Origin of the sequence: Candidatus Poriferisodalis sp. (assembly GCF_965204125.1) — a bacterium.
In the GTDB taxonomy this organism is placed as follows: domain Bacteria; phylum Actinomycetota; class Acidimicrobiia; order Acidimicrobiales; family Poriferisodalaceae; genus Poriferisodalis.
Genome location: NZ_OZ241968.1, coordinates 1541411 through 1552780, shown reverse-complemented (window position 1 = coordinate 1552780; position 11370 = coordinate 1541411). Strand labels below are relative to the sequence as shown.

Annotated in this window: 18 protein-coding genes and 1 pseudogene; 4 read left to right on the top strand and 15 right to left on the bottom strand. The window is 67.2% G+C overall.

The features are described from left to right. Nucleotides 1–393, bottom strand: a complete 393-nt coding sequence (locus ACOGXD_RS07410; RefSeq protein WP_419917208.1) for a hypothetical protein — start codon at nt 391–393, stop codon at nt 1–3. A gap of 70 nt (nt 394–463) precedes the next feature. Here ACOGXD_RS07410 and ACOGXD_RS07405 point away from each other — a divergent pair, with 70 nt between their 5' ends. The 4 genes from ACOGXD_RS07405 (at nt 464) to ACOGXD_RS07390 (ending at nt 3218) form a co-directional block, all read left to right on the top strand. Beyond that, complete coding sequence (locus ACOGXD_RS07405; protein WP_419917207.1) at nt 464–1084, top strand: superoxide dismutase; 621 nt, start codon at nt 464–466, stop codon at nt 1082–1084. Nucleotides 1085–1195: 111 nt separating this feature from the next. Further along, on the top strand, nt 1196–1828 hold the full coding sequence (locus ACOGXD_RS07400; protein ID WP_419917206.1) for a hypothetical protein: 633 nt from the start codon (nt 1196–1198) through the stop codon (nt 1826–1828). Next, a complete protein-coding gene (locus ACOGXD_RS07395) occupies nt 1822–2157 on the top strand; it encodes a transcriptional regulator (protein WP_419917205.1) in 336 nt (111 codons plus the stop codon). Before ACOGXD_RS07400 ends, ACOGXD_RS07395 begins: the two co-directional genes overlap by 7 nt. Nucleotides 2158–2279: 122 nt before the next feature. After that, a complete protein-coding gene (locus ACOGXD_RS07390) occupies nt 2280–3218 on the top strand; it encodes an acyl-ACP desaturase (RefSeq protein WP_419917204.1) in 939 nt (312 codons plus the stop codon). A gap of 41 nt (nt 3219–3259) precedes the next feature. Here ACOGXD_RS07390 and ACOGXD_RS07385 read toward each other — a convergent pair whose 3' ends face one another. The 14 genes and pseudogenes from ACOGXD_RS07385 to rplF all read right to left on the bottom strand — a co-directional run bounded on the left by ACOGXD_RS07385 (nt 3260) and on the right by rplF (nt 11370). Next, nucleotides 3260–3979 carry an RraA family protein gene (locus tag ACOGXD_RS07385; RefSeq protein ID WP_419917203.1) on the bottom strand — a complete coding sequence of 240 codons (720 nt, stop codon included), beginning with the start codon at nt 3977–3979 and terminating at the stop codon, nt 3260–3262. A 23-nt stretch (nt 3980–4002) separates the two neighbouring features. After that, nucleotides 4003–4353 (bottom strand): annotated as a pseudogene (gene rplQ, locus ACOGXD_RS07380) (50S ribosomal protein L17); the annotation flags it as partial. A gap of 2 nt (nt 4354–4355) precedes the next feature. After that, entirely contained in the window at nt 4356–5357 is a 1002-nt protein-coding gene (locus ACOGXD_RS07375; protein WP_419917372.1) for a DNA-directed RNA polymerase subunit alpha, read from the bottom strand. A 59-nt stretch (nt 5358–5416) separates the two neighbouring features. Beyond that, nucleotides 5417–6034 (bottom strand): 30S ribosomal protein S4, encoded by a 618-nt coding sequence (gene rpsD / locus ACOGXD_RS07370; RefSeq protein ID WP_419863537.1) that lies wholly within the window; start codon nt 6032–6034, stop codon nt 5417–5419. A 1-nt stretch (nt 6035) separates the two neighbouring features. Then, nucleotides 6036–6431, bottom strand: coding sequence for a 30S ribosomal protein S11 (rpsK, locus tag ACOGXD_RS07365; protein ID WP_419917202.1), 396 nt, complete (start codon nt 6429–6431; stop codon nt 6036–6038). Between the two features lie 58 nt (nt 6432–6489). After that, nucleotides 6490–6867, bottom strand: a complete 378-nt coding sequence (gene rpsM / locus ACOGXD_RS07360; RefSeq protein ID WP_323671034.1) for a 30S ribosomal protein S13 — start codon at nt 6865–6867, stop codon at nt 6490–6492. 18 nt (nt 6868–6885) lie between these two features. Further along, nucleotides 6886–6999, bottom strand: a complete 114-nt coding sequence (rpmJ, locus tag ACOGXD_RS07355; protein WP_323671035.1) for a 50S ribosomal protein L36 — start codon at nt 6997–6999, stop codon at nt 6886–6888. A gap of 106 nt (nt 7000–7105) precedes the next feature. Continuing rightward, a complete protein-coding gene (locus ACOGXD_RS07350; RefSeq protein WP_419854735.1) occupies nt 7106–7666 on the bottom strand; it encodes an adenylate kinase in 561 nt (186 codons plus the stop codon). Further along, nucleotides 7666–8994 carry a preprotein translocase subunit SecY gene (gene secY, locus ACOGXD_RS07345; protein WP_419917201.1) on the bottom strand — a complete coding sequence of 443 codons (1329 nt, stop codon included), beginning with the start codon at nt 8992–8994 and terminating at the stop codon, nt 7666–7668. The genes ACOGXD_RS07350 and secY overlap by 1 nt, the downstream gene beginning before the upstream one ends. 9 nt (nt 8995–9003) lie before the next feature. Further along, complete coding sequence (rplO, locus tag ACOGXD_RS07340; protein ID WP_419854737.1) at nt 9004–9495, bottom strand: 50S ribosomal protein L15; 492 nt, start codon at nt 9493–9495, stop codon at nt 9004–9006. Continuing rightward, nucleotides 9479–9721, bottom strand: a complete 243-nt coding sequence (rpmD, locus tag ACOGXD_RS07335; RefSeq protein WP_419917200.1) for a 50S ribosomal protein L30 — start codon at nt 9719–9721, stop codon at nt 9479–9481. Before rpmD ends, rplO begins: the two co-directional genes overlap by 17 nt. Continuing rightward, a complete protein-coding gene (rpsE, locus tag ACOGXD_RS07330; RefSeq protein WP_419917199.1) occupies nt 9718–10470 on the bottom strand; it encodes a 30S ribosomal protein S5 in 753 nt (250 codons plus the stop codon). Before rpsE ends, rpmD begins: the two co-directional genes overlap by 4 nt. After that, the gene (gene rplR / locus ACOGXD_RS07325) at nt 10439–10792 is read right to left on the bottom strand and encodes a 50S ribosomal protein L18 (protein WP_419917198.1); all 354 of its coding nucleotides are present in this window, start codon (nt 10790–10792) and stop codon (nt 10439–10441) included. Before rplR ends, rpsE begins: the two co-directional genes overlap by 32 nt. Continuing rightward, on the bottom strand, nt 10789–11370 hold the full coding sequence (gene rplF, locus ACOGXD_RS07320) for a 50S ribosomal protein L6 (protein WP_419854740.1): 582 nt from the start codon (nt 11368–11370) through the stop codon (nt 10789–10791). The genes rplR and rplF overlap by 4 nt, the downstream gene beginning before the upstream one ends.

The window sequence follows — 11370 nt, the reverse complement described above, 5'->3', positions numbered from 1 at the left end:
TCACCACTCGGCGAGACGTTCAAGCAGCAGTTCCGGCGAGCCCGCACAAGCCGTGATGTCAGCCGTGCTGAGCGCCGCCGACCAGCGCTCGCCGTCGTGGGCCACGATGGCAGGGAGTTGGGCTGCAGCAGCGAGTTGAGCGGCTGTGGCCTCGTCGCGATGCACTAGCTCCAGCTCGACCGGCGTAGCCGCACAGGCCTGCTTCCACTGGCGCGAGCCCATCGGGTTCCAGCCGTGGGTGATGTCGCACAGGGCGCACTTGCTGCGGCCCCGCAGTTTGCCTAAGGCGTAGCGGAGCTCTCCGGCGAGCCCGCCGTCAGCGTCATAGATGCCTACTAGCCGCACGCGCCGCACCATACCGCTGGGCCAGAACGGCCCAGTCGCGAATTGCATGCCCAGGCGACGCTGAAGTTCTGACTTCCGCTGGCATACTCGCCCGGGCCGGTGACCACGTGGGACTCAGATGACGATCCAGCTGCCAGACCTTCCCTACGCACCCGATGCGCTCTCGCCGCACATCAGCGAGCGCACGATCAGCTTCCACTACGGCAAGCATCACGCTGGCTATGTCACAGCAGTGAACAACGGCATCGCCGGCACGCCCAATGAGGGCCGGGCGCTGGAAGATCTGGTGTGCTCGCTGCCCGCAGGCGGGCTGTTCAATGCAGCAGCCCAGACGTGGAACCACAACTTCTACTGGCAGTCGATGTCGCCCGGTGGCGGCGGCGAGCCCGGCGGCGACCTGGCAGCGGCGCTAGCGGCAAGCTTCGGCGGCGTTGACGCGTTCCGGGCCGAGTTTGCCGCCGGAGCAGTCGGGAACTTCGCATCGGGCTGGGGCTGGCTGGTATTCGACGGTTCGGGCGGCGACGGAAGGGGCTCGCTGCGCATCGTCCAGACCGACGATGCCCAGACGCCCCTGACTGACGGCCTGAGAGCACTGCTGGTGATCGACGTGTGGGAACACGCCTACTACCTCGACTACCAGAACGCCCGGGCCGCCTACGTGGACGCGTTCGTCGAGCACCTGATCAACTGGGAATTCGCCTCAGCCAACTACAGCGCCGCGCTCGACGCCCACGCCTAGCTCAAGAGCACGGCCGTCACGCAGCCAATGCCCGATTGCTCTTGCATCCGCTTGCGTCTCCGTATAGTTTGCAATACAAACTAGTTTGCATTGCGGACCTAGGAGGTTGTGATGTCGACAGAGACCGATGATTCGACAGCTCTGAGACCCGACGAGAGTTGGGAGACCGTTCTCAGCACCATGCATGGCGCTCGCAGCGCCATGCACACGGCCGGGAGCACAGCGATCTTGCTGATGTGGGCAGGCATCATCTCGATCGCCTACCTCGCCCAGTACGCAGTGTCCACCTTCGCGCCCAGCTTCGCCGATCAAAATCCGTGGTATCCGGGGCCGCTATGGGCGATCATCACGTTCCTCGGCGTCATCGGCAGCATGACCATCGGCTACCGCGCCGGGCGCGCGGTGTCGCCAGGTTTCGCCATGCAGAGCGCCGGTATCCGCGTGTTCGCCTACTGGATGGCTGTCATCGTGGCGGCAGGGCTGCTGCCGGGTGCAGCGGGTCTGTGGAACGAGTCCGGTTCGGAGAAGATCCCCTTCGTCTTGATGGGGGTCATCGCGCTCGGCTACGTGCTCTTCGGCATCTTGCACCGGACGGTGATCGCCACCTTCGGTGTGGGCATGGCCGCGGCCTTCTACGTTCCGCACTACCTGTTCGAGGACATCGCCCCAGCAGTGTCGGGTTTCGCGATGCTCGGACTGCTCGGAGCCATCGCCACGTGGGTGCGCAGGACCGGCGAATGGTAGATCCCAACGGGGTGCCCGACGGCGGTGCCATCGACCTCGACGAGATCATCCACCAGCCGGCGCGACTGCAGATCATGTCGTTGCTCGTGTCACTGGACGAGCGGGACCGGCTCGCCTACGGGTTCGTACAGAAGCAGCTGGGCCTGACGCCCGGCAACCTGACGACTCACCTGCGGAAGCTGGAAAACGCTGACTACGTGGCGACGACCAAGGAGTTCCACGGCGCCAAGCCGCGCACGTGGATCGAAGCCACGGTGACAGGACGCAAGGCGTTTGCCGGGTACCTCGTCAACCTCGAGCGGGCCCTCGGCGTGCGCACCAACTCCTGACGCCGCGATCGCCCGTTGCGGCCGGCGGTTGGCATCGGCGCGAGCTCCTCGTGGCTCGGCACGTCTTGAACGGTGGGATTACATCATTAGGCTCCATGCCGCATGGTGATTGGCGATGCCCGATGCCGGTAGAGGCTGATGCCCGGACGCTCGCCGATCTGGAGCCCGAGGTCGAGCGACTCCTCGCGCGCCATCTTCGGCAGACCAAGGAATGGCACCCCCACGCGCTCGTACCCTGGAGCCGGGGCCAAGACTTCGCGCCCGACTACGAATGGTCGCCCGAGGAGGCCAACCTCACCCCTGAGGCTCGCAGCGCCCTCTTCGTGAACGTGCTCACCGAGGAGAACCTGCCGTACTACTTCCGTGACAGCGAGCGGCTGTTCGGCCGTGAGGGCGCATGGGGCGAATGGGTTCGCCGCTGGACGGCGGAAGAGGGACGGCACGGCCGGGTCATCTACGACTACCTGTCGGTCACCCGCGCCCTCGACCCCGTGGCACTGGAGCGGGCGCGCATGGCGCAGGTGCAGTGCGGGCAAGTGCCCCAGCCGCCGAGCCTGCTGGAAGGCCTTGCCTACGTGACGCTGCAGGAGTTGGCCACCCGAATCGCGCACTTCAACACCGGGCGCCACATCGACGACCCAGCCGGCAAGGCCATCATGCGGCGGGTCGCCTTTGATGAGAACCTGCATTTCCTGTTCTACCGCGACGTGATGAGTGCCGCGGTCGAGATGGACCCCTCCAGCGCGGTGGTGGCCATCGCCAACCAAGTCAAGAGCTTCGCCATGCCCGGAGTGGGCATCACCGACTTCGACACCCACTCCCGCATCATCGCCGAAGCCGGGATCTATGACCTAGCCATCCACCACGATCAGATCCTGCAGCCCGTCGTGCTGCGCGACTGGAATCTGCCGGGATTGACTGAACTGTCCAGCATCGCGGAAGCGGCGCGCGACCGCCTCATGAAGATGATCGACCGGATTGGGCGCGTCGGCCAGCGTCTCGCCGAGCGCTACGCCGAGGCACGCGAAACACTGCGCCGCAACGCGGCACTCGTGCGATAGACCCCGCAGCTGCGCCCACAACCGCGCTGGCCAGCGAAGGACTAGTGGTCGCCCTTGGGGTCGAGCAGGGCGGTCAGCCGGTCGATAGAGAAGTCCTCGCTGCGGGCGGCGTCGATGAGCACGCGCTCGGCAGCGGCGATCTTGGCGGCCGCTGCGGGAACGTCGGCCGCCGCATCGGCAGGCACCACGACCGCACCGTGACGGTCGGCGTGAATGAGATCGCCGGGACGCACCGACATGCCGTGCACCGTCACCGGCACCGCGTACTCCACAACGTGCACCCAGGCGTGGGACGGGCCGATCGAGCCGGCCAGGGCGCCGAAGCCCGGCGCCCACTCGCCCAGGTCACGGATCGAGCCGTTGGTAATGACGCCGAGCGAACCGAGCCCGGCGTGGATGCTGCTGTTCACTTCGCCCCACCAGGCGCCGTAGCCAGGCGATGCGTCGATGTCCTCGATCACGGTGATCGTGGGCTGAGGGCCTTCGGCCATGTGCCGGTAGTAGCCGACACGCATTGCCAGGTCGTTGTCGCCGGATCGGCCCGATGGCGCATTGGCGCGGATCGTGGCCGTGCGGGCGTAGCCGACCATGACGGTGTCCGGGTCCGGACAGACCAGCGGTGACGTGGTGTAGCCGTAGGCGCGGCGATGCGGAGCCACAACCTCGAGCGCGTTGCAAACGGTCGGGGTGTCCAGCGCCCGCAAGGCGTCGAGCACGCCAAGGCTCGACGGCCCAGCGCTCAACGGGTCCTCGGTGCTCATTGTCGGGACTCCGCGAAGAGCTAGACCAACTCGATGAGCGCCATGGGGGCGTTATCGCCCCGGCGCGGCCCGAGCTTCAAGATGCGCGTGTAGCCGCCCGGACGTCCCTCGTAGCGCGGGCCGATCTCGTCGACCAGCTTCTGGGCCATCTCCTGGTCGCCGTTGAGGCTGGCGATGATCTGGCGATGCCGTGCCAACCCGCCCTTGCGCGCCTTCGTGATGAGCTTCTCGGCGTACGGCCGCAGCGCCTTGGCCTTGGCCTCGGTGGTCTCGATGGCTTCCGCAGCGAACAACGACGCCGCCAGATTGGCCAGCATGGAGCGCTGGTGACTGGCGCTGCCGCCGAGGCGTCGGCCCTTCGTGGGCGTGGGCATGATCAGCTGACCGCCGCTGGGGTGGCCTGCTCGGCATCGGACTCGCCTTCGCCCTCAGACTCAGCCTCGGATGACGGGCTCATGCCACGCAGCGCCAGACCCCGCTCGTCGAGCTTCTCGATGACCTCGTCGAGCGACTTCTGGCCGAAGTTAGGAACGGTCATGAGTTCGTCCACCGATTGGTCGAGCAACTCGCCGATGGTGTTGAACTGCGCACGCTTGAGGCAGTTGCGGGCGCGCTCGGACAGACCCAAGTCCTCGATGGGACGTTCGAGATCGCTGGTCCGGCCGCCGCCGACCGCCACCTCGGCGATATCGAGACCCAGGGGCTCCGGCGACAGCTCGGCAATCATGAGCATCAGCCGGCACAGGGTGTCGCCCGCCGACGACAGCGCTTCGCGCGGGGTCATCGCGCCATCGGTCTCGATGTCGAGCACGAGCCGATCGAAATCGGTGGACTGCTCGACGCGCACCGGCTCGACCTCAACCGCCACACGACGCACCGGGCTGAACAGCGCGTCAACGAGGATCACGCCGATCGTGCTGCCGGTACGCTCGCTCTCGGGCGCCGCGTAGCCCCAGCCGCGCTCGACAGTGAGGTCCATCGCCAGGCGGGCGCCCTCGCCGAGCGTCGCGATGTGCAGGTCGGGGGTCAGGCACTCGACGTCGATGCCCCAGTCGACGTGCCCCGCCAGCACCGGGCCCACGCCCCGCTCGTCAAGGCGCACCGCCACGGGTTCGTCGGTGTGACACCTCAGCACCACGTCCTTGAGATTCAGGATGATGTCGGTGACATCTTCGACGACGCCCTCGATAGTCGTGAACTCGTGCAGCGCGTCGTCGAAACGCACTTGGGTGATTGCTGCGCCGGGAATCGACGACAGCAGAGTGCGTCGCAGCGAGTTGCCCAGCGTGTGCCCGAAGCCAGGCTCCAGCGGGCCGATGGCGAAGCGCTGGCGATTGCCCTCGGGCTCGCCGAGGATGTCGATCGTCGGTCGGTGCATAACCAAGGTGTCGGAGATGGACACGTTCACCCCTTCGTGGGCGGCAGATGTTGACAGGACTATTTGCTGTAGAGCTCGACGATGAGCTGCTCGCGAACCGGGATCTCGATCTGGGATCGGATCGGCAGCTCGCGCACGGTGACCCGCTGGCCGCCGTCGCTCGCCTCCAGCCACGCAGGCGGGGTGCGGTCCAGCACGTCGAGATTCCAGCGGATGGTGACGATCTCGCGGGCCTTGGTCCGCAACTCGACCACGTCATCCTTGCGGGCCCGGAAGCTGGGGATGTTCACCCGGCGCCCGTTGACATCGATGTGGCCATGGCTCACGAATTGGCGGGCCTGCGGGCGAGTCGCCGCCCAGCCGGCCCGGTACACGATGTTGTCGAGCCGCAGCTCGAGCAGCCGGAGCAGGTTCTCGCCGGTGACGCCGCGCTGACGGGCAGCCTCTTCGTAGGCGTTGCGGAACTGCCGCTCTGTCATCCCGTAGGTGAAGCGGCACTTCTGCTTCTCCTGCAGCTGCAGCAAGAACTCCGAGTTCTGGCTGCGCCGCCTGCCGCGGCCGTGCTCGCCGGGCGGGTAGGGACGCCGGTCGAGCGCCTTCGTCTCGCCCTCAGTGCCCCAGATATTGGTGTTGAGCCGCCGCGAGACGCGCGCCTTGGGACCGGTGTAGCGAGACATCTCAGACCCTCCGGCGCTTCGGGGGGCGGCAGCCGTTGTGCGGCACCGGCGTCATGTCGCGGATGCCCTTGATCTCGATGCCGGAATTCTGGATGGAGCGGATCGCGGTCTCGCGGCCCGAGCCGGGACCCTTCACGTGCACGTGCACCCGGCGCACGCCATGTTCCATGGCGCGCTCGGAGGCCTGCTCAGCGGCCTGCTGCGCGGCGAACGGCGTCGACTTGCGGGAGCCCTTGAAACCGGCGTTTCCGGCCGAGGCCCACGACACCACATTGCCCTGCAGGTCGGTGAAGGTGATGATCGTGTTATTGAACGAGCTCTTGATGTGCGCCACACCGTCGCCGACGTTCTTGCGCTCCCTCCGCCGCCCGCGGCGAGGCTGCTGCTGCTGGTTCACTTGCGCCCGCCTCTCATGCGTCCGGTCTCTCGTTGCCGACGAAATCGGCCGCGCACGTTCACTTGCGTACCTTCTTCTTGCCAGCGACGGTCTTGCGCGGACCCTTGCGGGTGCGTGCGTTCGTATGCGTGCGTTGGCCCCGTACCGGAAGACCGCGGCGGTGACGGACGCCCTGGTAGCAGCCGATCTCGATCTTCCGCTTGACGTCCTGGGCGACATCGCGCCGCAGGTCTCCCTCGACGGCCAGGTTTGCGTCGATGTGGTTGCGGATGCGGGCCACCTCGGCATCGGTCAGGTCACGCACGCGCGTGCGCTCGGCAATGTTCAGGTCTTCGCAGATCTGCTGGCTGGCCGAGCGGCCGATGCCGTAGATGTAGGTGAGCGCGATCTCCACACGCTTCTCACGCGGTATGTCGACGCCGGCGATTCGGGCCATCGATACAGAACTCCTGTCTCAGCCTTGCCGCTGCTTGTGTCGCGGGTTCTCACAGATCACCCGGATCCGCCCGTGACGGCGGATCACGCGGCATTTGTCGCAGATCTTCTTGACGCTCGGACGGACTTTCATCGGGTGACCTGCGCTGTAGACGAGCGAGCAAGTATAGGGGTCACAGTGCCGCCCCAATGGCGGCCGCTGTGCTGTTCGTGCGGCCGCCATGGCCGCCAACAAGAGCTCACAGTGTCGCCTCGATGGCGGCCACGATGCGTCCATGGACCTCGGCGGGGGTTCCGAGTCCGTCCACCGTCACCAGCACTCCCTGATCGGCGAACAGCTTCCGCAGCGGCGCTGTCTCGGCTTCGTACAGCTCCAGCCGCCGGGAAATGGCCTCAGGCGTGTCGTCGGCTCGGCCCCGCTCCAGCATCCGCCGGGTCACTACCTCGTCGGGCACGTCCAGGTCGATCGCCCGGTCCACCGCGTTCGGCGCCAGCAGCGCGAACAGACCGTCGGCCTGGGTTTCGGTGCGAGGGAAGCCGTCGAGCAGGAAACCGGCAGCAGTGTCGGGCTCGGTGAGCCGCTCAGCCACGATGCCCAGGATCAGCTCGTCGCTGACCAGGTCGCCTGCATCCATGACTGCCTTGGCCTGCCGACCCAGCTCGGTGCCTGCAGCGACCGCAGCGCGCAGCATGTCGCCAGTCGAGATGTGAGCGACGCCGTAGCGCTCCACCAGCAGCTCGCACTGGGTGCCCTTGCCAGCTCCCTGCTTGCCCAGGATGACCAGCCGTCGCGTGCTCATCAGGCCAGGAATCCTTCGTAGTTGCGCATCAGCAACTGGCTGTCGACCTGCTTCATGGTCTCGAGCGCCACGCCGGAGGCAATCAGGATCGAGACGCCGCCGAAGCCGATGGCTGCACCGGCGCCACCAGAGCCCAGCGCATCGAGGTCACTGGTCAGCGACAGCAGCACGCTGGGCAGCAGCGCCACCATGGCAATGAACAAAGCGCCCGGCAGCGTGATGCGGTTCAGCACTCTGGCCAGGTACCGCTCGGTCTGCGGCCCGGGCCGGATGCCGGGAATGAAGCCGCCCTGCTTGCGGATGTTGTCGGCCTGGCGCACCGGGTCGAACGTGATGGCCGTATAGAAGTAGGCGAAGCCCACGATCAACCCGCCGAAGAAGAGGATGTAGGCGATGTTGTCGGGCTGGGTCAGGTACTCGTCGACAGCGGTCTGCAGCCAGCCCCAGTTCGCCACATTCGACAGCAGCACCGGCAGGAACAGGATCGAGCTGGCGAAGATCACCGGGATCACGCCCGACTGGTTGACCTTCAGCGGGATGTAGGTGTTCTGCCCGCCGTAGAGCCTGCGGCCCACCTGCCGGCGGGAGAACTGCACCGGGATGCGACGCTGGCCCTGCTCGATGAAGATGATGGCCACCATCATTCCCGTGGCCACGATGATCGCCGCCGCCAGGTACACCGTGCCTTGCACCGCCAGCAAGCGGGCGCCGTCGAAGGGGATCGTGGACACGACCGAGGCGAAGATCAGCAGCGACATGCCGTTGCCCACGCCGCGCTGGCTGATCAGCTCGCCCATCCACATGAGCAGCGCCGTGCCTGCCGTCAGCGACAGGATCACCAGCGCCACGCGGTTGAACGTGAAGTCGGGGATGACGATGACGCCGGCGGTGTTGCCCAAGGCAGTGCCCTGGCCCCGCCCGAAGATGAACGTGATGCCCGTGGCCTGCACGAAGGCGATGCCCAGCGTCAGGTAGCGGGTGTACTGCGTCAGCTTCCGCTGCCCTACCGCACCCTGTTGCTGGAGCTGCTCGAAGCGCGGGATCGCGACGGTGAGGATCTGGATGATGATCGACGCCGTGATGTACGGCATGATCCCCAACGCGAAGATCGCGAAGTTGGTGAGCGCGCCGCCCGAGAACAGGTTCAGCAGCGCCAGCACGCCGCCGGTCGAGCTGGCCTGCTCGCGCAAGGACACAATGGCGTCGAAGTCGATACCCGGCACCGGCACCTGGGAGCCCAGCCTGTACGCCGCGATGATGAACAGCGTGAACAGGATCTTCCGGCGCAGGTCAGCGATCCGGAAGATGTTGCGCATGTGGCCGAGCACGATGAGCCCCTAGCGATTTGTGTGCTGGTTGCCCCGAGCGGGTGGCCGGGGGCCGCTGAATGTGGGCGGCAGAATCTCGATGCTGCCGCCGGCAGTCTCGATGGCTGCCCGGGCCGAGCCAGATACGGCATGGGCCTTCACCGTGACGGACCGGGTGATCTCGCCGCGCCCGAGGATCTTGACCATGGCACCCTTGGACACCAAGCCGCGGGCCAGCAGCTCGGCGGGGGTGATTTCGTCGAGACCGCAGTCTTCGAGGGTGTCGAGATTGACCGGCTGGTACTCGACGCGAAACGGGTTCTTGAAGCCCTTGAGCTTGGGAACGCGGACCTGCAGCGGCAACTGCCCGCCCTCGTACCAGACAGGAACGGTGCCACGGGCGCGTGTGCCCTTGGTGCCGCGGCCGGCAGTCTTGCCGCCCTTGCCGCTGGTGCCGCGCGCCACTCGCTTGCGCTTGCGCTTCGATCCCGGCGGCGGGGCCAGATCATGCAGTCTCAGCATCGCCGACCTCCTGAGCTGTAACGGATTCAACAGTGATCAGATGACTCACCTTGCGCAGCATGCCGCGGATCTCCGGTCGATCCGGCAGCGTATGGCTGCGGCCGATCTTGCCCAGCCCAAGCGCCCGCAGCGCGCCGCGTGCCTTGGGCTTGGCCCCGATGGCCGATCGCACCTGGGTCACCACGATCTGGCTGGTGCCGTGCTGATTCGAAACCGGCGCGTTCATGACGGTGCCCCCGCAGATGCGTCGCTCAGCTTGCGCGTGCGCTCTGTCTCCCGGTATGCCTCGAGCAGACCGGCCGGGATGCACTCCTCGGGCGACAGCCCGCGCAGCTTGGCCACCTCGTCAGGACGCTTCAGGGCCGCCAAGCCGGCAATGGTGGCCCTGGCCACGTTGATGTGATTGGAGGAGCCGAGCGACTTGGCCAGCACGTCGCTGATTCCTGCCTCCTCAAGGATCGCCCTGGCGGCGCCGCCGGCAATGACCCCAGTGCCTGGCGCGGCCGGCTGCAGCAGCACCTTGCCGGCGCCCATGACTCCCAGCACGGGGTGGACGATGGTGGAGCCGGCCAGGGGCACCTCAAACAGGCTCTTGCGGGCCTCTTCGGTGCCCTTCTGGATCGCCAACGGCACTTCCTTGGCCTTGCCGTAGCCCAGGCCGACCCGGCCCGCGCCGTCGCCGATCACCACGAGAGCGGAAAACGAGAAGCGGCGGCCGCCCTTGACCACCTTGGCCACGCGGTTGATGTCGATGACCCGCGATTCACGCAGACCGTCGTCGCCGCTGTTGCGGGGGTTGTCAAATTGGCGATCGCGCGGGCGACGGCCACCCCGCTCGCGCTCGTTGCCGCCGCCGCGTTCACTGCCGCCGCCGGCTTCGGGGCCGCTGCGCGGTTGAGAAGGGCCGGCCTGTGAGGTTGGTGCGTCTGTCACGAGTCCTCCCTCAGAACTCCAGGCCGCCCGCACGGGCGGCATCTGCAAGGGCCGCCACGCGGCCGTGGTAGCGGTTCCCGCCCCGGTCGAAGGTGACCGTGGTGGTGCCAGCCGCCCGAGCCCGCTCGGCGATGAGCCGACCGATCTCGCCAGCGGCTGTGATGTTGCCGCCACCGGTCACGCCGGCCTCGCGCGACGACGCAGCAGCCACTGTGCGGCCGGTTTCGTCGTCGATGAGCTGGGCGCTGATATGCCGGTTGGACCGGTGCACCGCCAGGCGCGGGCGCGCTGCGGTGCCGGTGATCTTCTTGCGGACGCGACGGCGGCGCCGATCACGCCGGGCCGCCCTCGTGGGAGCACTCACTTCGCCGCCTTTCCGGCTTTGCGCAGCACGCGCTCGTCGACGTAACGGATGCCCTTGCCCTTGTAGGGCTCGGGCTTGCGCAGCGCACGGATATTGGCCGCGACCTGCCCGACGAGCTGCTTGTCGATGCCCTTCACGATGATGGACGTCTGGCTCGGCACCTCGAAGCTGATGCCGTCGGGTGCCGTCACCGGCACGGTGTGACTGAATCCCAGCGACAGCTCAAGCGCCGATGATCCGCGGGCTGCTGCGCGGTATCCCACGCCGACAATCTGCAGTTCCTTGGAGAAGCCCTGCGACACGCCCTGCACCATGTTGGCGACCAGCGCCCGGCTCAGGCCGTGCAGCGACCGCTGCGAGCGGCTGTCATCGGCGCGCTCCACGACGACCTGGCTGCCGCCTTCCCCGTCGTCGACGCGCGCACGGATGCCCGCGGCCAGCTCGCGCTGGAGCTCGCCTCCAGGACCGCTGACGGTCACCACATCGCCAGCCACGGAACCGGCGACATCGGGGGCTGGTTCGGCCGTCACCGTCACCCCGTCGGGAATCGAGATGGGCGTTTTGCCCACGCGTGACAT